This is a genomic window from Streptomyces aureocirculatus, from assembly GCF_000720475.1.
Lineage (GTDB): Bacteria > Actinomycetota > Actinomycetes > Streptomycetales > Streptomycetaceae > Streptomyces > Streptomyces aureocirculatus.
Genome location: NZ_JOAP01000027.1, coordinates 13,190 through 35,979, shown reverse-complemented (window position 1 = coordinate 35,979; position 22,790 = coordinate 13,190). Strand labels below are relative to the sequence as shown.

The window sequence follows — 22,790 nt, the reverse complement described above, 5'->3', positions numbered from 1 at the left end:
CCTCCGGCGCGCTCGGCCGCACCTCACGCGGCGGGCGTGGTCCAGCGCGGAACCGCCCGGTACTCCGGTTCGAACTTCTGCCGGTAGGCGGTCCGCACCGGCGCAGGGAGCATGCCGAGGACCTTGTCCAGGGTGGTCTCGGGGACGTCGTCGAGCAGCCAGGCCAGATAGGAGCCCACCCGGTCGGGACCATTGGTGCCGATCATGAACTGGTGGTACTCGGCCCATCCCTCGGGGCCGAGGTGCTGCTCGACGAGGGGCAGCGCCTGGTCCTCCTCGTGCTCCATGTGGGAGGCCATGGCCGTGGCGAACTCCTTGACCGCGACCTCCAGTTCCTGGCCGCCGGACGCGAACGCGGCGTCCACGCGGGTCTGGAGCGGGTCGATCCGGCCGTGCTCCTCCTCCATCAGGTCGAGTACGGCGATGTCGGCCCTGACGGCGATGTCCGCCGAGGCGGCGAGTTTCTCCCGCAGCGGGGGCCAGATCGCCTCGTCCTCCCCGACGTGGTGGATGTGCAGCTCTTGCTTGATGGTCCGCCAGCCGTTGCGGACGGCCTCCTCGTCGCCCCTGCCCGCCGCCACCGCGGTCTCCAGACGGCGCAGGTCGCGCAGGAACGCGTCGTGGGTCAGGAACATCATCGTGAAGTCGACCCGGCCCGGAGGCTGGTCGCGTAAGCGCGGGCCAGTGCCGCTCAATGCGCTGTCGGTGCTGCTCATGGGGCTCCCTAGGGGGTTTCGGAGGCTACGGCGTCAGGGGACGCGCACGCCTGGGTGGATCGCATCGTAGGTCGATATATCTTAGTGAACAAGTATCTCATCAGAAAAGCACCTTCCTTCCGAAGACTTGCCCGGGCACCTGACAGAGTCGGACACGGCCCCTATGGCCTCGGATCGGGGGCCCTGCACAGTCGCTGTGGACCCGCACGTGCCGCTTCCGGCTCGCCACGATCCACGGGCGAGTCCGCGCAGAGGAGGAACGCGACTGTTGACCACCAACCACGGAACTCGCCAGGCAGGCCCGGCCGTCGGCATCCTCGGCATCGGCTCCTACGTTCCGACCCACGTCATCACCAACAAAGAAGTCGCGGGCCCCGCGGGGGTCACGGAGGAGTGGATCGTCCGCGCGACCGGAATCCACACCCGCCGCCGCGCCGCCCCCGACCAGGCCACATCGGATCTCGCCGCCATCGCCGCGCGACAGGCCCTGGGGCGTTCGGGCCTGCGGGCCGCCGACCTCTCCCTGGTCGTCGTCGGCACCACGACCCCGGACGAACTCGTGTCCGCCGTTGCCTGCCGGGTCGCGGACGAACTCAAGTGCTCGGTCGACACCGCGGCCTTCGACGTGAGCGCCGCGTGCAGCGGATTCCTCACCGGCATCGCCACGGCCGAGAAGTTCCTGCGCGGCACCGATGAGCACGCCCTGGTGATCGGCGCCGACGTCTATACGCGCTTCCTCGACCCCGCCGACCGGCGCACCGTCGTCCTGTGGGGCGACGGAGCGGGCGCGGCGGTGCTCGGCCCGGCCGCGCACGGGCACGAGATCCTCGCCACGAAGCTCCTCAGCGACGGGTCCCGGGCCGACCTTGCGACGATCCCCGCGGGTGGCAGCCGCTCCCCGGCGACCCACGAGACGGTCGAGACGATGGCGCACCACGTCCACATGGACGGGCGCGCCATCTCGCGGGCGCTCATCGAGTGGGTGCCCGGCATGCTCGACGAGTTCCTCAAGGAGAACGACGTCGACAAGTCCGACGTGGCACACGCCGTGCTGCACCAGGGCAACGCGAAGCTCGTCGCCCACCTCGGCGGCATGCTCGGACTCGACAACGCGCATCTGCACGCGACCGCCCCCGTCTACGGCAACACGGGCTCGGCATCCGTCCCGGTCACCCTGCACCAGGCGGAGCGCGAGGGCGCCCTCAAGCCGGGCGACCTCGTGCTGATGGTGGCCTACGGGGGCGGCATGACGTACGCCTTCACCCTGCTGCGCTGGTGACCGCCGCCCCGCCCATAGCCACCGCATCGCCATCACGGAGGAAAGACGAGGATGACGTACACCGACAGTGACATCGACATCGACGCCTATCTCGACCGGATCGGGGCCGAGAGGCCGCAGAAACCGGACTTCGAGGCTCTCTGCCACTTGCAGGAACGCCATCTCATGGCGGTTCCCTTCGAGACGCTGTCCTTCGCGGAGCGCGAGATACCCAACATGACGGACGCGTTCGTCTACGACAAGATCGTGCGGCGTCACCGGGGCGGCGGCTGCGGCGAGTTGAACGCCGGCTTCGCGCTGCTCCTGAAGTCCCTCGGGTTCCGGGTCACCGCCCTCGGCGGGCGCGTCCTGCACAACGGCCACGCGCCGTTCCGGGGCGTCCACAACGGCCATGTGCTGCTGCGGGTCGAACTGGAGCAGTCGTACCTGGTGGACGTCGGCTTCCGCTGGGCGAGCCGCAGGCCGCTGCGGCTCACCGACCGCGGGGTGCAGAAGGACGAGCACGGCGAGTACCGGCTCGTCCACACCCCGGAGGGTGATGTGGAGATGTTCCACGACGGGGTGCTGCGCTGGCGCGTGGAGCCGCACCCGCGCGACCTCGACGACTTCGAGCCCATCATGTGGTACTTCGCCACGTCGCCCGACGTGCACAGCGCGGGCCAGTTGTGGGCGTCCATCATCACGGAGTCGGGCCGCGTCTCGCTGTTCAACCGGGTGCTCACCCACCACGGCGGGGGCGGCAAGGAGTCGCGGGTCCTCACGGACGACGACGAGTTCAAGGCCGAGTTCGAGAAGTGGTTCGGGATCAGTCTGACCTCCGTCCCCGACCTGCCGGATTCCGTCCAGGGCATTTGAGGCCGCCGGGGCGTCCGCGGACCCCACAGCGGCCGAAGGGAGATACGTCATGAGCAGAAAGGTGCGGTGGGGGCTCCTCGTCACGGGGGCCTACGCCGACGTCGCGATGCGTGCGAACGCGGGGTCCCGGACGACGGAGTTCGTCGCGGTGGCGCACGACGACGCCGCCGCGGCTCGCGCCTACGCCGACCGGCACGGCCTGGCGCGGGCGTACGGCACGTACGAGGAACTCCTCGCCGACGACGAGGTGGAGGCCGTCTTTGTCGCCCTCGACCCCGTAGGGCACGCCCCTGCGGCGATCCGTGCCCTGCGGGCCGGCAAGCACGTGGTGGTCGAGAAGCCGCTGGCGCTGAGCGCCAAGGACGCCGAAGACGTCTTCCGCGCCGCCGAGGAGGCCGGACGCCTGTGCATGGAGGGCATCTTCTTCCGGCACCATCCGCGGACCCTGCTGGCGAAGCGGCTCGTGGACGAGGGCCGGATCGGTGAACTCCGGTACATCTACGCCGCCTGCACGGCCAATCTGCCGCCCGACTACTTCCGCCGCCACCGGGACCTCGGCGGTGGCGGCCTGCTCGACCTGGGCGCCTTCACCCTGTCCGCCGTCCGCTTCTTCGGGGGGTGCCCCGAGCGCGTGTACGCGGAGGAGGTGCGCCGCGACGGCGGGGCCGATCTGAACTTCTCGGCCCAACTGCGGCTGCCGGGCGATGTGCTCGCCCAGTTCGAGGTGGGCCAGGAGGTGTGCCGCGGCGACGCGCTGCACGTCGTCGGCACCACCGGGCGACTCGTGCTCGACGACCCGTGGTTCAGCCGCGACGCCACCCGGCTCGAACTCCAGCGTCAGGGGCCGCCGCCGCACGCCGACCCGGTGAGCGAGTACCTTCCCGTCGATCCCGAGGGCGCGTACGGGTGCGGCGACGTCTACGCCGTCTCGCGCATGCAGTTCGACGACGTCTCGCGGGCGGTGCTGGACGGCACCGAGGCGCCCTTCGGCCGCGCCGACGCGGTGGAGCAGGCGGCGGTGATGGACGCGCTCCTGGAGTCGAGCGCGCACGCCAGGGTGGTGACGCTCGGACGCTGAGCGCCGACCCGGCAGAGCCGGTCCTTCAGGACGCCCGGCTGTCCGGCCCAAGGGGGCCCGGACAGCCGGGCGTCCTCGTTCCCCGGGCTGCGCCTGGCGCCAGCCGGGCGTTCTCGTTTCCCGGGCTGCGCCAGGTACCAGCCGGGCGTTCTCGTTTCCCGGGCTGCGCCAGGTACCAGCCGGGCGTTCTCGTTTCCCGGGCTGCGCCTGGCGCCAGCCGGGTTTGCCGGGGCTGTGCCTGGTACCAGCCGGGCGTGCCGGGGCTGCACCTGGTACTACCTGCCCGCGTGCCGGGGCTGCGCCTGGTGCTGCCCGTTGTCGCCCGTTGCGCTTCGGGGCGTGTGCTGCTGCTTGCTGTGGCCCGTGGCTGCCTGCGGCTATCCGGGTGTGCCCGTATTGCTGCCCGGCGCGGCCGCTACTGCCGGGTTGGCGACCGGGGGCTTCCGCCACTGCCGGGTTTGTGCCCGGGCGCCTCCGTCGCTGCCCGGGTTGCCATCCGGGCGCGCTCATTACTCCCGGTTGTTACCCGGGTGCACCCGGCACCACCTGGGCATGCCTGGGTGGTGCCTACCGCGCTGCCCGTTGTTGCCCGTTGCGCTCCGGGGGCGTCTGCTGCTGCTTGCTGTGGCCCGTGGCTGCCTGCGGCTATCCGGGTGTGACCGTATTGCTGCCCGGCGCGGCTGCCGCTGCCGGGTTGGCGACCGGGGGCTTCCGCCACTGCCGGGTTGTCACTCGGGTGTGCCCATCGCTGCCGGGGTGCTGCCCGGGCGCGCCCATAACTGCCCGGTTGGCACCTGGGTGCGCCTGTCCCTGCCCGATTGCCACTCGGGTGTTTCCGTCCCTGCCGGGTTGCCACTGGAGTGCGCCCGTCCCTGCCGGGTCGCCCCTCGGGCGCACCCGTAGCTGCCCGGTTGGCAACCGGGTGCTTCCGTCACTGCCCGGTCGGCAACCGGGTGCTTCCGTCACTGCCCGGTTGCCAACCGCGCGCACCCGTCACTGCCGGGGCGCCCCCCCCCGGGTCGCACCGCACTGCCTGGGCGCCCCCCGGGCCCACCGCACTGCCCGGGCGTCCCCCGGAGCACACCGCACTGCCCGGTTGCCCCCCCGGAGCACACCGCACTGCCCGGTTGCCCCCCCCCGGAGCACACCGCACTGCCCGGTTGCCCCCCGGGCGTGACCGTTTTCGCCCGGGTGCCGCACGCGGTACCCGTGGCGCGCCGACTTGTGCGGGCAGGTGTCATGCGCTCCGCCGGGCCGTGGCGGGCGGGTGGCATGGTCGTGCGGCACCCATGGAATTGACGGAATCTTTGCCACCGGTGTTGCCCGGGCACCACCCCCCGCCGAAAAGCCGGGCCCGCGGATCCGGAGGGCTTCGGTCAGCACCTGCCCGGAAGTGGAGGCGGGGGGTCCCCCTCGCTTCCGGGAGCCGGGAGGGTGTCCTGCCTACCTTGGCGCCCGGGTGCCGAAAAGGCAGTGTGGACACCGGAGTTCGGGAGCCGCCGCATCGATCGGCCCGCCGCTCCCCCCTCCCCTCTCTCCTTCTCTCCTCTCCTTCTCTCCTCACCCCTCTCCATCCCTCCATCCCTCCATCTCTCCTCTTTCAACGGTCAACGGGGGACCCATGAGTGCTGTCGGTCATAGGCCTGTCCACGGTGCCGTCCAGTTCGGGAGCCGGGTGCCCGCACCCGCCGCCTGGGACGAGCGCGTGTTCGACGAGATGAGCGCGGTGCTCTTCACCTCGTTACGCCGCAGCGATCAGCGCCGCAAGGGCGTCGACTACCTGCGCGGACTGCTCGGGGCGCAAGGGCGCAGGTCGATCCGTAACATGGCGGCCATGCTCGGGGGTTCGGCCACCGAGCAGAGCCTGCACCACTTCGTGTGCAACTCCGGCTGGGACTGGATGACGGTGCGCGGGGCGCTCGCCCGCCACCTCGCCGAACAGGCACCTCCACTGGCGTACGTGGTGCGGCCGATGGTCATCCCGAAGGCCGGTGAGAACTCCGTCGGCGTGGACCGCAGCTATGTGTCCGAGCGGGGCCAGCTCGTCAACGCCCAGCAGGCGACCGGGGTCTGGTTCGCCACCGAGGAGATGAGCGCCCCCGTCAACTGGCGCCTGCACCTGTCGGCCGCCTGGCTCAACGACCGCACCCGGCGCCGCCAGGCCTGCATCCCCGACGACGTGGAGGAGCCGGCGCTCGGCGGCTCGGCGGTCGAGGCGGCGGTGGAGACGGTGCGCGGTTGGGGGCTGCGGCGGCGCCCCGTGGTCCTGGACGCCAGACACATCGACCTGGCGTCCGCCGTCGCACGCTTCCGGGCCTGCGGCGTGCCGTTCCTGGCCAGGATCGGCGGCTCCCTGCAACTGGAGGCGACGGACCCGGTGCTGCGCGGCCGACGGCCCGAGACCCGGTCGGCGGCTCAGATCATGACGTCCGCGCGCGGCCAGGTGCGGCCCGTTCCGCTGCCCGCGTCCGGCCTCGACGGCGCGCGGGGACTGAACCTGGCGGCCCTGGTCCGGGTGCGGCCCACGCAGGCCGTACGGCGGCTCACCGGGCCCGGCGAACTGACGCTGCTCGGCGTGGGGGAGGGGCGCGGGCAGTGGCCCATGGAACTGTGGCTGACCGACGCGACTGAGGCGCGGGCGCACTCCCTGGTCCGGCTGACCAAGCTCACGCGGCGCGTGGAGCACGACTTCCACGAGACCGCAGACCGCCTCGGCATCCGCGACTTCACCGGCCGCTCCTACGGCGGCTGGCACCGCCACATCACCCTGGCGTCCGCGGCCCACGCCGTGCGCGTGCTCGGCGCGGATCCGGCCCACGGCACGGCCGCCGGACCGGAGGTGCACGCCGCGGCCAGCTAAGGCCCGCGACAGCGCCCGGCGTTCAGGGCCGGTGAGACAGTGCCCGGCGTTCAGGACCGGCGAGAAAGCCCCCCGGCGTTCAGGACCGGCGAGAAAGCCCCCTGCGTTCAGGGCCGGTGAGAAAGCCCCCGGCCCTGAGCCGCCGGGCAGGTACGGAGACGGCCCGTCCGGGCGGGACGGGCCGTCGGTCTTTCCTGGCGTGCGGATCGCTCACAGGTCGCGCAGGCGCGTGATGGTCCGCTCCGTGATCGCCTTGCTCTCGTGCAAGTACCTGGTGATGATGCGGAGTTCCGCCGTGCTGTAAGCAAGACCGAGCTCGACGGCGTCCTCGATCGTCGGCCGGAACGCCTCAGCGATCTTCTTGCTCTTCTTGGCGGGACGGATGATGACCTTGCGGCGGTCATGGGGGTCACGCTCGCGCGTCACGTACCCGTTGGCCTCCAGGCGGTCGATCACTCCTGTGACCGCGCCCGTGGTCAGATCGGTCACCTTGGCGATGTCCCCGGGGGAGACCGGGGAGTCGGCGGGCACGCTCTGCAGATAGGACATGATCCAGGCGTCCGTCGGGTGCATGGTGAGCGCGCGTGCTGTCGCCGCGTTGAGCGACAGGAAGGAAAGCCCCAGCTCGCGGCCCGCGACCATCACCTCCTTCAGTACCTCGTCCCGCTCCGCGTCCCCCGTGCTCTTGCCGGCGCTCTCGTGGTAGCTGCGCGGCGCCGAACTCATCGGTGTGGATTCACTGCTTGACATGACTCACGACCCAACTTACTTTCCTTAAGTCTTTGCGACCGAGATATTCTGCCCCTGAGATTCTTTACGGGTGAGGCTACAGGACGTCAGGAAAGGCTGGGAAGCTCCCATGACCGCCCCCACTGAGCAAGCCACGGAAGAAGCCCCGAACGGCACGCGGACCGAGGCGCAGCAGGAGTCGCCACCGGACCCCAAGCGCTGGTACGCGCTGGCTGTGATCCTTTGTGCGGCCTTCATGGATCTGCTCGACGTGACCATCGTCAACGTCGCGATCACCAGCATCCAGAAGGACATCGACGCCGGCTACTCCGCGATCGCCTGGATCACGGCCGGCTACACACTCGCCTTCGCCGCCCTGCTCATCACCGGCGGTCGCCTCGGCGACATTTACGGACGCAAGCGCATGCTGCTCATCGGTCTCGGCGGTTTCACGGTCGCCTCCGTGCTGTGCGGCATCGCGCCCGACCCGGCCCTGCTGACCGGGGCGCGGGTCGCCCAGGGCGCGACCGCGGGGCTGATGATCCCCCAGGTCCTGTCCATCATCCACGTCACGTTCCCCAGACAGGAGCGCGGCAAGGTCCTCGGCACCTACGGCGGCATCGCGGGCCTCGCGCTCGTCCTCGGCCCGGTCATCGGCGGCGTACTCGTCAGCGCCGACCTCTTCGGCCTCGCCTGGCGGCCCATCTTCCTCGTCAACATCCCTCTCGGCATCGTCACGTTCGTCGCGGCGCTGCTGTACGTCCGTGAGTCCAGGTCGCCCGAGGCGCCGCGGCTCGACCTGGTGGGCGTCGTCCTCGCCACGGCCGCCGTGCTGATGCTCGTCTACCCCCTGAACCAGGGGCGCGACCTCGGCTGGCCGGTGTGGACGTTCGTGATGATGGCGGGCTCGGTCGTCGTCCTGGTCGTCTTCGTCGGCTACGAGAGCCGGCTGATCGCCCGCGGCGGCACTCCGCTGATCCCGTTGAGCCTGTTCCGCACCCGCAGCTTCGCGAGCGGCTTCAGCGTCAACCTGCTGTACAGCATCGCCTACGGCACCTTCTTCCTGATGTGGTCCCTGTACATGCAGTCGGGGCTCGGCTGGTCGCCCCTGCGCTCCGGGCTCACCGCGCTGCCCATGTTCCTCGGCCTGATGATCACGGCCGCACTCGCGGGCGGCCTGCTGACCCCGAGGTTCGGGCGCAAGGTCCTCTTCGCCGGTGGTGTACTGCTCGTCACGGGGGCGCTGTTCTTCGTCCTGGTCAGCGGCCACTACGGCCCGGACATCAGCTCCTGGCACATGGTGGCCCCGCTGTTCGTGTTCGGCCTCGGCATGGGCGCGGTGGTCGCCCCGGTGGTCGACTTCGCCCTCACCGACGTACCGCACAAGGACGCGGGCTCCGCGTCGGGCGTGCTCAACACCTCCGGCCAACTGGGCCTCGCCATCGGCATCGCCATGGTGGCCGTCGTCTTCCTCGCCGTGCTGCCCGGCCAGTCCGGCAAGGGCATCGACGCCGCCGAGTCGAGGATCCGGCAGGACCTCACGGCGGCCGGCGTCACCGGCCGCGGCGCCCAGGACGACATCCTGGCGGACCACCGCTCCTGCACGAAGGACCGCCTGGCCGAGCCCGACGCGGACGCCGTGCCCGAGAGCTGCCGGGGCCTGCCCGCCGGTGTCACGGCGGAGCAGTCCGCAGCGGTCGAGCGGGCGCTCACGGACGCCACCCCCGAAGTCCGGGCCGAGACCTTCTCCCGGTCCTTCGGACGCGGGCTGCTCTACTCCGCCGCGCTGTTCGTGATCATGACCGTCATCATGGTCGCGCTGCCACGGACCGCCAGGCCCCAGGAGACCTGACCGCGTCTCAGGAAACCTGACCGCACCGCCTGGGGTTGATCGTCGCTCTGTAGACTTGCCCGATCACCGTTGCACGGCCCCAGCGACCCTCGCTCTGTCGCGTCGCCGCAACCTGCCGACGGAGCGTCCACTGCGCACAGCACGGAGTGTGATGTCTCAAGTCACGGCCACGTTAAGTGGTGTCCATACCTATCTGGAACTTCTGGCGGCCAGAGCGCCCCGCAGCGCGTTCAGCCGGCCCACGACGGACGCGCGGCGCGGCGGTGCTCCGCCGCACGTCCTCGACGAACTGGAGCGTGCCAAGGAAGTCGCCCTCGGGATCGAACAGCGCACGACCGATATGGACCGCCGCAAGAACGAGCTGGCCGTCCTCATCGACACCGCCCGCGACCTGGCCGAGCAGGAGGACCTGGACGCGCTCCTGACGGCCATGGTGCGCCGCTCGCGGCTGCTCCTGCACTTCGACATGGCGTGGGTGATGCTCCTCGACCTCTACGGCCAGGACAGTGTCTGCGTCCGGGCCAACGACGGGGCCATAGCGGACCGCAACGGCACGGCCCGCATCCCCGCCTGGCAGGGCCTCAGCGCCATCGGCTCGGTCGCCAAGTCCGCCCTGTGGACCGGCGACTATCTTCGCGACGACACCATCCAGCGCTCCGAACAGGTCGAGTCCATCGTCCTGGAGGAAGGCCTCACCGCCGTCCTCGCGGTGCCGCTGCGCGTCGGGGACAGCGTCGTCGGCGTCCTCTTCGGCGGTGACCGCGGTCCGCGCTCCTACACGGCCGACGAGGTGGCCCTGATGTCCACCCTCGCCGACTACGGCTCCGCCGCCGTGAAGTGGGTGCGCGCCGTGGCGTACACCCACAGCCGGATAGCCGACCTCACCGCTGAGGTCGACCGGCTGCGGGCCCGCGACCGGAACCGGCAGCAGACCGCCGACCGCGGCGGCAGGCTCCTCGAACTCGCCACCGAGGGCATCGACACGGACGCCTTCGCCTCCGCCGTGAGCGAGGCGCTCGGCGGCTCGGTGTGGCTGCGCGGCGAGAACGACGACGTCGTCGCCCACTCGGGGCGGCCCTGGGAGGGCGACGAGGAGGAACTCGCCGCCGCCACCTTCACCGCCCGCTCCGAGCACCGCACCGTCGAGCTGCCCGGCGGCGTCACCGTCGCCCCCGTACGCGTCAACGAGCAGGACCTGGGGGCGCTCGTACTGCGCTGCCACGAGGCGTACCGCAAGCCCGACCCGGCCCTGGTCCGGTACGCCGTACGGGCCGCGGGCATCCTCGCCGTACTGAACCGCAGCGGTGAGTCCGCCGACCGCAAGGTCCGCGACGAGGCCCTGGAGGACCTGATCAACGGGTCGCCCTTCAGCCGCCGTTGGCAGCGGCGGCTGCAGCGCCTGGGGATCGATCTGAGCACCCGGCACGCGGTGATCGTCACACGGGTGCAGGTCGGCGACCGGCACCGGCTCTCGACCTGGGCGTCCACCTTCGTCTGGCTCCGCGGGGGCGCCAAGACGATCCACGACGGGCACCTGATCCTGCTGCTGCCGCACGCCGACCCCAGGGAGGCCGCCCGTGACGTGATGCAGCGGCTCGGCGAGATGCTCGGCAGGCCGGCGCCCGCGGGCGCCGCCTCGGCCCACGGCGGCCCCAAGGAGCTGATCGCGGCCTATCAGGAGGCGGTGCTGTGCCTGGACGTCCTGACGGGCCTCGGCAAGGAGGACATGGAGACGCCCGCCACGGTCGACGAGCTCGGCTTCGTCGGCATGCTCCTCGGCGGCAACCGCGACATCGGGGCGTTCATCGAGCAGACGCTCGGCCCGATCATCAGCTACGACCAGCAGCGCTCCACCACCCTGGCCGCCACCCTGGAGGCCTACTTCGCCGCGGGTGCGAGCCCCACCCACGCCGCCGAGGCGCTACAGGTGCACCCGAACACGGTGGGCCGCCGCCTGGAGCGCATCGGGCAGCTCCTCGGCCCCGACTGGCAGCAGCCGGGGCCGTCCCTCGAACTCCAGTTGGCGCTGCGGCTGCACAAGGTGGGCAAGTCACTGCACGGGCGCGCGGTGCCCGGCGAAGAGACCGTCTGAACCACCCACCGTACGCACGAAGGGGCCCGGTCCCCGGCGGACTTCCCGCCGGGGACCGGGCCCCTTCCGTACGGTCTTCCGTACGGTCAGTGCTTCTCGAGGTCGACCCTGGGCAGGATCTTCGCGAGCGGCGCGGGCAGCCACCAGGCCCGCTTGCCGAGCAACTGCATCACCGCGGGCACGATCAGGCACCGGATGACGAGGACGTCCACGAAGATCGCCACCGCCATGCCGAAGCCCAGTTGCTGGAGCATCCGCTCCGGACTCAGCATGAAGGAGCCGAACACCACGACCATGATGGCGCCCGCGGCGATGATGACCGACCCGGTGTGCCCGAGCCCCTCACGGACCGCGACCGTCGGATCCTTCGCGCGCTGCCACTCCTCCTGGATCCGCGACACCAGGAAGATCTCGTAGTCCATGGACAGACCGAAGACGATGGCGAAGATGACGACCGGCAGATACGCCTCGATCGGTCCCGGCTCGACGCCGAACATCCCGTGCTGGAACACCAGCGAGATGGCGCCGAGCGCGGCCCCGATGCTCAGCAGGTTCAGGAGCGCCGCCTTCAGGGGGATGAGGACCGAGCGGAAGACCACCATCAGGAGTACGAGGGAGAGCCCGACCACGATGGCCATAAAGACCGGCATCCGGTCGGCGACCTTGGCGGAGTAGTCCTCGCTCGCCGCGGTGGCGCCACCGACCAGATAGCGGGCGCCGGTGTCCTCAGCCACCTTGGGCAGGACGTCGTCGCGCAGCCTGTCCACGAGGTCGGAGGTGCCCTCGTCCTGCGGCGAGCTCGTGGGGAACGCCATCACCGTGGCCACGTTCGCGTCGTCCGTGGGGACGGGCCCGGTGGCGGCGGCGACGCCCTTGGTGCCGTTGAGGGTCTCGGCGATGGCCGCGGCGGGCTTCTCGGCGCCGTTCTCACCCTCGACGACCACGTACAGGGGGCCGTTGAAGCCCGGGCCGAAGCCCTGGGACAGCAGGTCGTACGCCTGACGGCTGGTCGAGTCGGGCTTGTCGTTGCCCGCGTCCGTGAACCCCAGACGCAGGCTGAGCGCCGGGAACGCCAGCGCACAGGTCACCACGAGCCCGGCGATCAGGACGGCCAGCGGCTTGCGCTGCACCCGCGTGGCGAACGCGCGCCAGCCCGTGCCGGCCGCCGGGCGCTGCTTGGCGGCCCGCTTGGCGTCACGCGCGGCGAACTGCCGGGCGAAGCGCTTGCCGAAGATGCCGAGCAGCGCGGGCAGCAGCGTGAGCGAGGCCAGCAGGGTCACCAGGACCGTGAGGGCCACCGAGAGCGCCATGCCCTGGAGCGAGCCGAGGCCGAGCGCGACCAGGCCGAGCAGCGCGAGGATGACCGTGGAGCCCGCGAAGAACGCGGTGCGCCCGGCGGAGTCGAGGGCCTTGACCGTGGCGTCCTCGTGGGTGGCGCCCCGCGCGAGCTCGCTGCGGAAGCGGGCGAAGATCAGCAGTGCGTAGTCGATGCCGACGCCAAGGCCGACCAGCATCATCACGTACGGCGTGTAGTCGGCGATGGTGACGAAGTGCGAGGCGACCACGATCACCGCGAGCGTCGAACCGACGGCGAACAGCGCGGTGATGATGGGCAGTCCCGCGGCGATCAGGGTGCCGAACATGAACACCAGGATGACGAGCGCGAACACCAGGCCGATCATCTCGCCCATGCCGCCCTCGCCGGCGGCGAGTTTGCGGGCGGCGCCACCGCCGAGTTCGGCCTGCAGCCCCTGTCCCTCCACCGTCTTGACGGCTTCCAGGATGCGTTCGGTGTCCCCGCGCGGCATGTTGGCCGACGTGACGTCGAGGACCACCGTCGCGTAGCCGATCTTTCCGTCGGCGGCGATGGCGGACTTGTCCGCGTAGAGGCTGCGTACCTGGGTGACCTTGGGCAGCTTCGCGACCTCGGCCAGCATCTTGTCGACGCGGTCCTTGACCGCGGGCTCCCGAAGCCCGTCCTTGTCGTGGAGGACGACCTGGAGGCTGTCGCCCGTCTTGGTCTTGCTGCTGCGGTCGAGGAGGTCGGATGCGGCCTGTGACTCGGTGCCGGGCAGTGTGTAGTTCTCGCGGTAGTCGTCGCCGCCCGACGCGGCGCCCCAGACGCCGACGAGGACGACGACCCACAGGGTCAGGGCCAGCCAGCGGCGGCGGTGCGCGAACCGGGCGGTCCGGGCGAACACGCCGGGCTTCCCGGGCGGCGCGGCACCCGCCTCCCGGCTGTCGGGGGACTTCTCGGTCAGGGTCATGTGACTCACTTCCGTACGGGTGATGGATGGTCGAGGTGTGCGGGGCAACAGGGGCGGGGCAGTGCGCTAGAGCAGCGAAGTCGGCTGCATGCCGCCGCGGCGCACCAGGCGCCACAGCCACAGGTGGGCGGCTGTCAGCAGCGGCAGGACCACCACGGACACCGGCACCAGGAGCTTCAGGGAGGTGTCGCTCGCCGCGTGCTCGGACAGCGGCAGCCGCCCGCCGGCCAGGATCGCCAGGGTGGCGATCACCACCGAGGTGAGCGCGAAGGAGTACCGGGCGCGCCCGGTGAGGCGCAGCGCGCGTTGCAGCGGCGCGCCGGTCAGCCGCAGCGTGGCGAACGCCAGGCCGTGGGCGAGGAAGAGCAGCAGGACGAACAGCGTGGTGAGCGCCCCGAGTCCGGGGGAGATCGGTTCGGTCGGGGAGTCGTTGAGCAGTGAGGCGAGCACCCAGCCCCAGCTTCCCGCCGCGACCCAGCTTCCGCCGGTGACCAGCCAGTCGGCGGCCTGCGGGCCACCGGCGACGCGCCACCACAGACCGGCGTCGCGCACCATCCAGCCGGCGACGAGCGGCACGAAGACCGGCAGCAGGCCGCTGAGGACATCGCCCTCCAGTTCCGGGAACGCGCCGATGAAGACTCCCACGGAGGCGACGAGCCAGACCTCGTTGGCCAGGAACATGGGTGCCATCGTGGAGGTGACGTGCTGTCTCTCGTCACGGCCCCGGCCCAGGTAGGGCGCGAGCATGCCGAGCCCGATGTCGGCTCCGCCGAGGACGAAGTAACCGGCGAAGAAGAAGCCGAGCAGGGCGGTTGCGAGCGTTTCCATGAGCGTGGTCCCTCCTCAGTACGCGGTGACAGCGGGCACGGGTTCGGTGGTCTCGGCGGGCTTGTGCTGCTGCTCCCGCGGCCCCTCACGGACCGCCCGCAGGAGCACCCACCAGTGGCCGACGACCAGCGCCATGAACAGCGGCACGAAGACGATCAGGGACAGCCACATGCGGCCCGTCGAGACCTGGGAGACGGCGTCGTCGGTGCGCAACAGGCCGTAGACGACCCAGGGTTGACGTCCCGCCTCACGGAAGACCCAGCCCGCGATCATCGCCACGTACGGCAGCGGCACCAGGATCATCAGGAACAGGTGCCAGCGCCGCGACTTCACGGCGAGGCGCCGGAAGGAGGCGAGAACCACACCGGCGACGGCCGCGACGAGGAGCACGACGAAGACAAGGACCATCAGCAGTCCCGCGCCGCGGGTCAGGGCCTCGGGCGGCACATAGTCGCCGGGGCCGAAGCGCTCCACCATCTCGGCCTGAAGCTTGGCTATCTCGGCCTTGTTGTCGTCGAAGACGGCGGCCTTCATCGGCTGCCACTCCTCCGTCTCACCGAACTGCATGCCGCCGAAGGCCACCGTGACAAGGAGCGCGGGCACGCCCGTGAAGACACCGATGCGCAGCGACCGCCGCAGCAGGCCGTCGTCGTCGGCGGTGCCCTTGCGGTAGTGGTAGGCGCTCACACCGGCCATGAAGACGGCGGCGGTCAGCAGGGAGCCACCGAGGATGTGGCCGAACGCGAGGAGGGTGCTGGGGTTGGTGAGCAGCTCGGCGGTGTCGGCGAGTTCGAGGGTGCCGTCGGCCCGCTCGGCGTAGCCGGTGGGGCGGCTCAGGAAGCCGTTGGTCACCAGGACCCAGTAGGCCGACATGTAGGCGGTGAGCGTGACCACCCACAGCACCCCGAGGTGCACCCACTTGTTGAAGCGGCCCCAGCCGAGCATCCACAGGGCCAGGAAGGTCGATTCGATGAAGAACGCCAGGACGGTCTCAAGGGCGAGGGAGAAGCCGAACACGTCCCCGGCGAACTTGCCGAGGCCGCTCCACGCCATCCCGAACTGGAACTCCATCACGAGGCCCGTGATGATGCCCACGGCGTAGTTGATGACATAGAGCCGTCCCCAGAAACGCACCATGCGCAAGTGGACGGGTTGCCCGCCGCGGAGGGTCGCGCGGGTCTGGAGCACGGCCAGGACGGTGGCGAGGCCGATGGTCAGGGATACGAAGAGGAAGTGGCCGCCGGCGGTGAGAGCGAACTGCCAGCGGGCGAGGTCGACGGTCTGAGATTCCACGCTCCTACCATCCGGGGGAGGTTCGCCCCGCCGCGTCGGCCGCCGGTGGACACCTCGCGTACTCCCCGGGTGGCGGCCCGGCGGGCCGTTACACCCCTGGTAGTGCCCGGTAGTGCCCGGTCCGGCCGAAGGGGGCCGGGCATGACGCCGCCCTCCCGCGCACGGGGAGCGCGGGAGGGCGGCGTGGGGCCGGCATCCGGGGGATTGATGCCGGGGTCTTCGACCGGGCCGGGCCGGACCGGGCTGGTGCTGCGGCGCGCCGCGGCCGGATCAGTCCTTCTCGATGACGTACTTGATGTGCTCGACGGTGGCGCGGACGTCGGCGGCCAGCTTCGCGTTCCACTCGCGGACGAAGCGCTCGCGGCCGTCCTCGTCGAGGCCCGCCGAGAAGATCTTGGACAGGCCCTCGGTCAGCCTGCCGAGGCGGTAGTGGTGGGTCAGCAGGGAACCGCCGTCCACCGCCTCGATCTCGAAGGACCAGGTGCTCTCCTGGCGGTTCCGCGCGCTGTCGAGGACGACCCAGCGGAACACCTTGCCGGGCACGGCCTCGACGACCTCGGCCTCGGTCTGCCAGGTGCCGCGGATCACCGGTGCCCAGGCGACGGGCTCCGCCGCGCGCTCGTTGTCGCCGCGGAAGACGGAGCCCACCTCGCGGGGCGCTCCGCGCACCCAGGTGCCGCCCCGGCACTCGACGCTCCACTCGGCGCTGCGAGCGAGGTCGCTCACCGTGTCGTAGACCTTCTCGGGCCCGGCCGCCACGAACGTCCGCGCGCGCACGTCGAACGTCGTGACACCTTCACGTGTGTAGTCAGTCATGCCGGAATCCTGTCCGTTGTGCCGGTGACCGCGCCGAAAGGCGCTGTGTTTGTGTCAGGTCGCCGCAGGGCGCAGGGCGCAGGGCGCAGGGCGCGGGGCGCGGTGCCGGGAAGGGCCATGCCCGGACCCGCGACCCGCGTTCAGACGCGGGCGTAATCGCGCGCTCCGTGCAACCAGTCGACTTTTTCGTACAGTTGCTCGCTGGACAGCGCGGAGAGCGCCGCGTTGCGCTCCTTCGCGGCCACGCCGTCCGGGTGGTACACCTGGCGGCCCAGTTCCCTGGCCACCCGCTGGGCCTTGGCGGTCCGCGGGCGGCGCCGTACGTTGTACGCCGTCAGGGCCCGCGCGATCGAGTCGCCGGAGCCGTGCGCCGCGTCCCCCAGCAGATCGCCGATGAGCACCGCGTCCTCCAGGGCCTGGCAGGCGCCCTGAGCCGCGTACTGGAGCATGGGATGCGCCGCGTCGCCGAGCAGCGCGACGCGCCCGTCCACCCAGTTGTCCACCGGGTCCCGGTCGCACAGCACCCACCGGCGCCAGTCGTCACCGAGGCCGAGAAGCCGCTGGGCCTGCGGACTCAGCCCCGGGAACTGGGCGAGGACGTGGCCCCGCGCGGTCGGGACGCCGGTGACGGCCTCGGTGGCTCCGTCGTCGCGGGTGGCGGCCAGGTTGAGCTGCCGTCCGCCGCTGATCGGGTAGTGCACGAAGTGCCACTTGGGGCCCGCCCACAGGGACACGGCGTTGGCACGCAGCTCGGCGGGGACGCGCTCCATGGGGATCACGGAGCGGTAGATGGTGTGGCCCGACACCCGTGGCTCGCCGTCGCCGACCAGGTGGGTGCGGACGGCGGAGCGCAGCCCGTCGGCGCCGAGCACCGCGTCGGCGGTCAGCCGCAGGTCCCCGGCAAGGAGCACGGTCGCGCCCGCGGTGTCCTGCTCGTACCCGACGACATGGCACCCCGTGAGCAGTTCCACGTTGGGCAGCGGGCGGCAGGCGTCGAGCAGCGGCAGATAGAGGTCCGTGCGGTGCACCACGGCGTACGGGTTGCCGTAGCGGTCGCGGTAGGAGTCGGTGAGCGGCATGGAATTGACGCGCTCGCCGGTGGTGCCGTCGAACAGGCGCAGTGCGTCGATGAACACCGAGCGGGCGCGCACCGGGTCGCCCACGCCGAGCCGGTCGAGGGCGTGGAAGGCGTTCGGCGCCAACTGGATGCCCGCGCCCAGCTCGGAGAACTCCTCGCGGCGCTCCAGGACCGTGACCCGGTGCCCGCGCCGGGCCAGGGCCAGCGTGGCGGCCAGGCCGCCTATCCCGCCGCCGACTACCACTGTGTGCGACATCGCGCTCCTCCCGCGGGCGGTCCCGCTAGCGGTCGTGGGGTCTGTCCGGTGGTCCCGGGCGCGGCGCCGTCCGCCGCCGCGGTCCTGGCGGTCATGGGTGTACGACGAGTCGCATGCCGCGCAGTTCGCCCCGCTCCATCCGGTGGTGCGCCTCGGCGAGGGCGCCGAGCGGGACGTGCTCCGTGCGGCGGGGGCGCAGCCCACCGGAGGCGAGGAGCCGGTTGATCGTGTGGGCGGCGGCGGCCAGTTGGGCGGTCGTGGCGTGCGAGATGACGAAGCCGAGCACGGACGCGTCCTTCATGTAGAACGGCCCCACCGGGAACACCGGCCGCGCCGTGACCCCGGCGAGCAGGACGATCCTGCCGCGCGGGGCGAGCAGTTCGACGGCGCCGGTGAGGTCGTTGGTCCCGAAGGAGTCCACGTACACGTCGACCCCGGCCGGGCAGGCCGCGCGCAGCCGCCCGGCGAGTTCCGGGTCCCGGTAGTCGAGCACCTCGGCGGCGCCCAGGGAGCGCACGTACGCCGCGTCACCCGCCGACGCCGTGCCCACCACGCGGGCACCCGCGTCCACGGCCAGGGCGACCAGGGCGCCGCCCACGTTGCCCGCGGCCCCGGCCACGAGCACCGTCTCACCCGGCCGCACCCGGGCGTGTGTGCCGAGGGCCAGATACGCGGTGCCCGCCGGGTGCAGGACGGTCACCGCGGTCTCGGCGTCCACCCCGGGCGGCAGGTGGTACAGCCGGTCGCCGGGGACGGCGGCCCGCTCGGCGGCGGCGCCCTGCCGCCCGCCGTGCCCGAGGCTGTTGCACCACACCCGGTCGCCCGGCGCGAAGCCCGGCGCGCCGGGACCCGCCTCCAGGACGGTGCCGACCAGGTCGCGGCCCACCACGAAGGGCAGCGGGAGCGGTGTGCGGAACACACCGGACCGTACGAAGGTGTCGACGGGGTTGACGGTGGTGGCGGTGACCTCGACCAGTACGTCGGTCGGTCCGGGGCGGGGGTCGGGGAAATCGGCGCAGCGAATCTCGTCCGGTGCGCCGAGTCGCTCGATGAAGGCGGCACGCATGGTTCGCAGCATGCAGCGGAACAACCCGGGGCGGGGCGGCGGGCACGCGAATGCGTCAGGTTCCGGCAGGGGATTTCCTTGTGCCGCGCCGCGTACACGCGGTCAACTTGCTTGTCGCGGCGCCAAGTTGCCGCGTAGGGCGCCGACTTGACGGACCCGCCCGTGCCGCGTTGACCGCTGCCCGCCGCCGCTTGCGATGATCCGGAGAAATTCCGGCCCGCATTGGAGTATCCATGAGCAGCAGATGCGTGGAGGTCTGCATTGTCGGCGGCGGTCCGAGGGGATTGTCCGTCCTGGAACGGATGTGCGCGAACGAACGGCACTCTCCGACCTGCGCCTCGGTCGTCGTGCACATCGTCGACCCCGCCGCGCCGGGCGCGGGCGGCGTGTGGCGCACCGACCAGTCCAGGCACCTGCTGATGAACACGGTCGCCTCGCAGGTCACGGTGTTCACCGATCCGAGCGCCCGGATCGAGGGACCGATCGAGCCGGGGCCGAGCCTGTACGAATGGGCCCGGCAACTGGCACTGCTCGGTGCCGGGGGCGGCGACCACGAGGAGTGGGCGCTCGCCGAGGCGCGTTCGCTCGGCCCCGACTCCTATCCGACGAGGGCCTTCTACGGTCACTACCTGCACGACTGCTTCCGGCGGGTGGTGGCCCGCGCGCCGGCGCACGTCCGGGTGCTTGTCCACCCCTCGCGGGCCGTCGCCATGGCCGACATCCACGGGATCACCGGCGGCCCCCAGGGCGTACGCCTCGCCGACGGCACCCGTCTCAACGGCCTCGACGCGATCGTGCTGACCCAGGGGCATGTGCCCACCAGGCTGACGCCACGTCAGGAGCGGACGGCGGCCCTCGCCCGCATCCACTACCTCACCTACATCACCCCCTCGAACCCCGCCGACGTCGACCTGGAGGCGATCGGTCCCGGCGAGCCGGTGCTCGTCCGCGGTCTTGGGCTCAACTTCTTCGACTACATGGCCCTGTTCACGCACGGCCGCGGCGGCACGTTCGTGCGCGACGGGGACGGTGGGCTCCGCTACCGCCCTTCGGGCCGTGAGCCCCGGCTCTTCGCCAGCTCGCGACGCGGCGTTCCCTACCACGCCCGCGGCGAGAACCAGAAGGGGGCCCACGGCCGTTATCACCCCCGGCTGCTGACCCCCGAGTACATCGAAGGGCTGCGGCAGCGCTCGGCGAACGGCGAGCGGCTGCGGTTCACCGCCGATCTGTGGCCCCTGATCCGCCGGGAGACCGAGAGCGTCTACTACGCCACCCTGTTGACGTCCCGGGGCCGCGCGGCCGAGGCCGAGACGTTCACCGACCGGTACTTGGCGGCGGGCCCGACCGGTGACACGGACCCGACTGAGGGCCCGTCCGGTGGGGCGGCGACGGACGTGCTGCTCGACGAGTACGGCATCGCGCCCGAGGACCGCTGGGACTGGGAGCGGGTGGCCACACCGCTGGCCCGCACCCGGTTCGCCGACCGGGCCGAGTTCCGCACGTGGCTGCGCGCCCACCTGGTGCGCGACGTGGCGGCCGCCCACGCCGGCAACGTCGAGGGCCCGCTCAAGGCCGCCCTCGACGTGCTGCGCGACCTGCGCAACGAGATCCGCCTCGCCGTCGACCACGGCGGCCTGGAGGGCAACTCCCACCGCGACGACCTGGAAGGCTGGTACACGCCGCTCAACGCCTTCCTGTCCATCGGCCCGCCCACCTCCCGCATCGAGGAGATGATCGCGCTCATCGACGCGGGGATACTCGAACTCACCGGGCCCGGCACGGAGATACGCTTCGACGCCGCGGAACCGTCCTTCGTGGCGGAGTCGAGCACGGTGCCGGGACCGGCGATCCGCGCCAAGGCGCTGATCGAGGCCCGGCTGCCCGACCCCGACCTGCGCCGCACCGACGACCCCTTGCTGCGCCACCTCCTCGCCACCGAGCAGGCCGCGCCCTACCGCGTCCTCGGCGAGTGCGGCACCAGCTACGAGACGGGCGGCCTCGCCGTCAGCGAGCGCCCGTACCACCTCCTTGACTCGCGCGGACGCAGCCACCCGCGGCGCTTCGCCTTCGGCGTCCCCACCGAGTCCGTGCACTGGGTGACGGCGGCCGGTATCCGCCCCGGCGTGGATTCGGTGACCCTCGGCGACTCCGACGCCGTCGCCCGTGCGGCCCTTGGCCTGCCGCCCGCGACCCGCGTTCCGAGCGAGGTACGCCCGGCCGCGGCCGACACCGACCTGATCGGGGTGATCGTGTGACAGGGGTGGAGGGTGTGGACCGTCCGGCCGAGGCCCAGGACGACACCGGTCTGCTCTCGCCGGTGCGCGCGGGCACCCCCGCGGAGGCGGCCGTCGGTGACGCTGCCTGGGTGCGGGCCATGCTGGACGCGGAGGTCGCGCTGGCACGTGCCCAGGCCGGGCTCGGCGCCGTCCCGGTGTGGGCCGCGGACGCCATCGCGCGGGCCGCGGCGCGTAGTCCGCTCGATGTGCGCGCCCTGGCCCTCGCCTCGCGGGAGACCGCCAACCCGGTGGTCGGCCTGGTGCAGGCGTTCACCCGGGTGGTCGCCGACATCGACCCCGCCGCCGCGGACTATGTGCACCGGGGCTCCACCAGCCAGGACGTGTTCGACACCGGCGCCATGCTGGTGGCCGCCCGCACGCTGCGGATCGTCCGCGCGGACCTGGAACGCTCCGTGGCCGCCCTGGGAGCACTGGCCCGCGCCCACCGGGACACCCCGATGGCCGGCCGTACGCTCGGCCTGCACGCCGTGCCCACCACCTTCGGACTGAAGGCGGCGGGCTGGCGTGAGCTGCTGCGGGACGCGATCCTGCGCGTCGACCGGCTGCTCGACGGCGGCCTGCCGGTGTCCCTGGGCGGCGCGGCCGGGACGCTCGCCGGGTATCTGGAGTACGCCCGCGTCGACGGGGCGGCGGTCCCCGGCGACGACTACCACGACCGGCTCGTCGCCGCCTTCGCCGCCGAGACGGGGCTCGCCGTGCCGGTCCTGCCCTGGCACTCGCTGCGCGCTCCCCTCGCCGACCTCGCCTCGGTACTCGCCTTCACCTGCGGTGCGCTCGGACGTCTCGCCGTGGACGTACAGTCCCTCGCGCGGACCGAGGTCGGTGAGGTGGCGGAGGCCGCGGTCGCCGGACGGGGCGGCTCCTCGGCCATGCCGCACAAGCGGAACCCGGTCCTCGCCACGATGATCCGCTCTGCCGCGCTCCAAGTTCCCGCCCTGGCGGGCGCGCTGACCCAGTGCCTTGTCACCGAGGACGAGCGGTCGGCGGGCGTCTGGCACGCGGAGTGGCTGCTCCTGCGCGAGTGCCTGCGCCTTGTCGGCGGCGCCGCGCACACCGCCACGGAGCTGACCGAGGGGCTCCAGGTGGACCCGGCCCGTATGCGCGCCAACCTGGACCTCACCGGCAGCCGCCTGGTCTCCGAGCGGATCGCGGCCCGCCTCGCACCCCACGTGGGCAAGGCCGCAGCGAAGCACCTGCTCACCGAGGCCACATCGGCCGCCGCCAGGACGGGCCGCCCGCTCGCCGAGACCCTCGCGGAACTCCCCGCCCTGGCCGACCACTTCGACGCCGCGGAACTTGCCGCACTGTGCGACCCGACCGCCTACCCCGGCGCCGCGGGCCCACTGGTGAACCGCGCCCTGACGCCCTGACGTCCTGACGCCCCGGCCCCACCCCTCGCCGTATCCCCGGAGGCAGCGCATGACCACA

General features: G+C 71.9%; 16 protein-coding genes. 8 read left to right on the top strand and 8 right to left on the bottom strand.

Annotated elements, in window-relative coordinates:
* Positions 1-23 precede the first annotated feature (23 nt).
* Entirely contained in the window at positions 24-716 is a 693-nt protein-coding gene (locus IG78_RS0124375; protein WP_051852932.1) for a hemerythrin domain-containing protein, read from the bottom strand.
* A gap of 268 nt (positions 717-984) precedes the next feature.
* Between IG78_RS0124375 and IG78_RS0124370 the strand changes: the two genes are divergently transcribed.
* From IG78_RS0124370 to IG78_RS0124355, 4 genes are all read left to right on the top strand, one after another.
* Positions 985-1,995 (top strand): 3-oxoacyl-ACP synthase III family protein, encoded by a 1,011-nt coding sequence (locus IG78_RS0124370; RefSeq protein ID WP_051852931.1) that lies wholly within the window; start codon positions 985-987, stop codon positions 1,993-1,995.
* Positions 1,996-2,046: 51 nt separating this feature from the next.
* The gene (locus IG78_RS0124365) at positions 2,047-2,850 is read left to right on the top strand and encodes an arylamine N-acetyltransferase family protein (protein ID WP_030566728.1); all 804 of its coding nucleotides are present in this window, start codon (positions 2,047-2,049) and stop codon (positions 2,848-2,850) included.
* 49 nt (positions 2,851-2,899) lie between these two features.
* Entirely contained in the window at positions 2,900-3,928 is a 1,029-nt protein-coding gene (locus IG78_RS0124360; protein WP_030566726.1) for a Gfo/Idh/MocA family protein, read from the top strand.
* Between the two features lie 1,621 nt (positions 3,929-5,549).
* Positions 5,550-6,788 carry an IS701 family transposase gene (locus IG78_RS0124355; RefSeq protein WP_430739060.1) on the top strand — a complete coding sequence of 413 codons (1,239 nt, stop codon included), beginning with the start codon at positions 5,550-5,552 and terminating at the stop codon, positions 6,786-6,788.
* A gap of 210 nt (positions 6,789-6,998) precedes the next feature.
* Here the strand turns inward: IG78_RS0124355 and IG78_RS44265 are convergent, their stop codons facing one another.
* Entirely contained in the window at positions 6,999-7,514 is a 516-nt protein-coding gene (locus IG78_RS44265) for a MarR family winged helix-turn-helix transcriptional regulator (RefSeq protein WP_051852929.1), read from the bottom strand.
* A 133-nt stretch (positions 7,515-7,647) separates the two neighbouring features.
* Here IG78_RS44265 and IG78_RS42625 point away from each other — a divergent pair, with 133 nt between their 5' ends.
* The gene (locus IG78_RS42625; protein ID WP_063760793.1) at positions 7,648-9,369 is read left to right on the top strand and encodes an MFS transporter; all 1,722 of its coding nucleotides are present in this window, start codon (positions 7,648-7,650) and stop codon (positions 9,367-9,369) included.
* A 151-nt stretch (positions 9,370-9,520) separates the two neighbouring features.
* Positions 9,521-11,461 carry a helix-turn-helix domain-containing protein gene (locus tag IG78_RS0124340; protein WP_078965413.1) on the top strand — a complete coding sequence of 647 codons (1,941 nt, stop codon included), beginning with the start codon at positions 9,521-9,523 and terminating at the stop codon, positions 11,459-11,461.
* An 86-nt stretch (positions 11,462-11,547) separates the two neighbouring features.
* On the opposite strand, the gene IG78_RS0124335 is transcribed toward IG78_RS0124340, so the two are convergent.
* The 6 genes from IG78_RS0124335 to IG78_RS0124310 all read right to left on the bottom strand — a co-directional run bounded on the left by IG78_RS0124335 (position 11,548) and on the right by IG78_RS0124310 (position 19,065).
* A complete protein-coding gene (locus IG78_RS0124335) occupies positions 11,548-13,728 on the bottom strand; it encodes an MMPL family transporter (protein ID WP_107054996.1) in 2,181 nt (726 codons plus the stop codon).
* Positions 13,729-13,794: 66 nt separating this feature from the next.
* Positions 13,795-14,556: a cytochrome d ubiquinol oxidase subunit II gene (locus IG78_RS0124330; RefSeq protein ID WP_037685996.1), complete on the bottom strand. Its 762-nt coding sequence runs from the start codon at positions 14,554-14,556 to the stop codon at positions 13,795-13,797.
* Between the two features lie 15 nt (positions 14,557-14,571).
* On the bottom strand, positions 14,572-15,849 hold the full coding sequence (locus tag IG78_RS0124325) for a cytochrome ubiquinol oxidase subunit I (protein WP_037685995.1): 1,278 nt from the start codon (positions 15,847-15,849) through the stop codon (positions 14,572-14,574).
* 270 nt (positions 15,850-16,119) lie between these two features.
* Positions 16,120-16,665: an SRPBCC family protein gene (locus tag IG78_RS0124320; RefSeq protein ID WP_030566712.1), complete on the bottom strand. Its 546-nt coding sequence runs from the start codon at positions 16,663-16,665 to the stop codon at positions 16,120-16,122.
* 140 nt (positions 16,666-16,805) lie between these two features.
* Positions 16,806-17,999, bottom strand: a complete 1,194-nt coding sequence (locus IG78_RS0124315; protein ID WP_030566710.1) for a 3-hydroxybenzoate 6-monooxygenase — start codon at positions 17,997-17,999, stop codon at positions 16,806-16,808.
* Positions 18,000-18,090: 91 nt separating this feature from the next.
* Positions 18,091-19,065: an NADPH:quinone reductase gene (locus tag IG78_RS0124310; RefSeq protein ID WP_030566708.1), complete on the bottom strand. Its 975-nt coding sequence runs from the start codon at positions 19,063-19,065 to the stop codon at positions 18,091-18,093.
* Positions 19,066-19,298: 233 nt separating this feature from the next.
* Between IG78_RS0124310 and IG78_RS0124305 the strand changes: the two genes are divergently transcribed.
* A complete protein-coding gene (locus IG78_RS0124305) occupies positions 19,299-21,320 on the top strand; it encodes an FAD/NAD(P)-binding protein (RefSeq protein WP_030566706.1) in 2,022 nt (673 codons plus the stop codon).
* A complete protein-coding gene (locus IG78_RS0124300; protein ID WP_030566704.1) occupies positions 21,317-22,732 on the top strand; it encodes a nitrosuccinate lyase in 1,416 nt (471 codons plus the stop codon). Before IG78_RS0124305 ends, IG78_RS0124300 begins: the two co-directional genes overlap by 4 nt.
* Positions 22,733-22,790: the final 58 nt, after the last annotated feature.

Excerpts from the sequence above, each read along its gene's own strand:
- IG78_RS0124375 (WP_051852932.1), bottom strand. The coding sequence starts at position 716 with ATGAGCAGCACCGACAGCGCATTGAGCGGCACTGGCCCGCGCTTACGC.
- IG78_RS0124365 (WP_030566728.1), top strand. The coding sequence starts at position 2,047 with ATGACGTACACCGACAGTGACATCGACATCGACGCCTATCTCGACCGG.
- IG78_RS0124360 (WP_030566726.1), top strand. The coding sequence starts at position 2,900 with ATGAGCAGAAAGGTGCGGTGGGGGCTCCTCGTCACGGGGGCCTACGCC.
- IG78_RS0124355 (WP_430739060.1), top strand. The coding sequence starts at position 5,550 with ATGAGTGCTGTCGGTCATAGGCCTGTCCACGGTGCCGTCCAGTTCGGG.
- IG78_RS44265 (WP_051852929.1), bottom strand. The coding sequence starts at position 7,514 with ATGAGTTCGGCGCCGCGCAGCTACCACGAGAGCGCCGGCAAGAGCACG.
- IG78_RS42625 (WP_063760793.1), top strand. The coding sequence starts at position 7,648 with ATGACCGCCCCCACTGAGCAAGCCACGGAAGAAGCCCCGAACGGCACG.
- IG78_RS0124340 (WP_078965413.1), top strand. The coding sequence starts at position 9,521 with ATGTCTCAAGTCACGGCCACGTTAAGTGGTGTCCATACCTATCTGGAA.
- IG78_RS0124335 (WP_107054996.1), bottom strand. The coding sequence starts at position 13,728 with ATGACCCTGACCGAGAAGTCCCCCGACAGCCGGGAGGCGGGTGCCGCG.
- IG78_RS0124330 (WP_037685996.1), bottom strand. The coding sequence starts at position 14,556 with ATGGAAACGCTCGCAACCGCCCTGCTCGGCTTCTTCTTCGCCGGTTAC.
- IG78_RS0124320 (WP_030566712.1), bottom strand. The coding sequence starts at position 16,665 with ATGACTGACTACACACGTGAAGGTGTCACGACGTTCGACGTGCGCGCG.
- IG78_RS0124315 (WP_030566710.1), bottom strand. The coding sequence starts at position 17,999 with ATGTCGCACACAGTGGTAGTCGGCGGCGGGATAGGCGGCCTGGCCGCC.
- IG78_RS0124310 (WP_030566708.1), bottom strand. The coding sequence starts at position 19,065 with ATGCGTGCCGCCTTCATCGAGCGACTCGGCGCACCGGACGAGATTCGC.
- IG78_RS0124305 (WP_030566706.1), top strand. The coding sequence starts at position 19,299 with ATGAGCAGCAGATGCGTGGAGGTCTGCATTGTCGGCGGCGGTCCGAGG.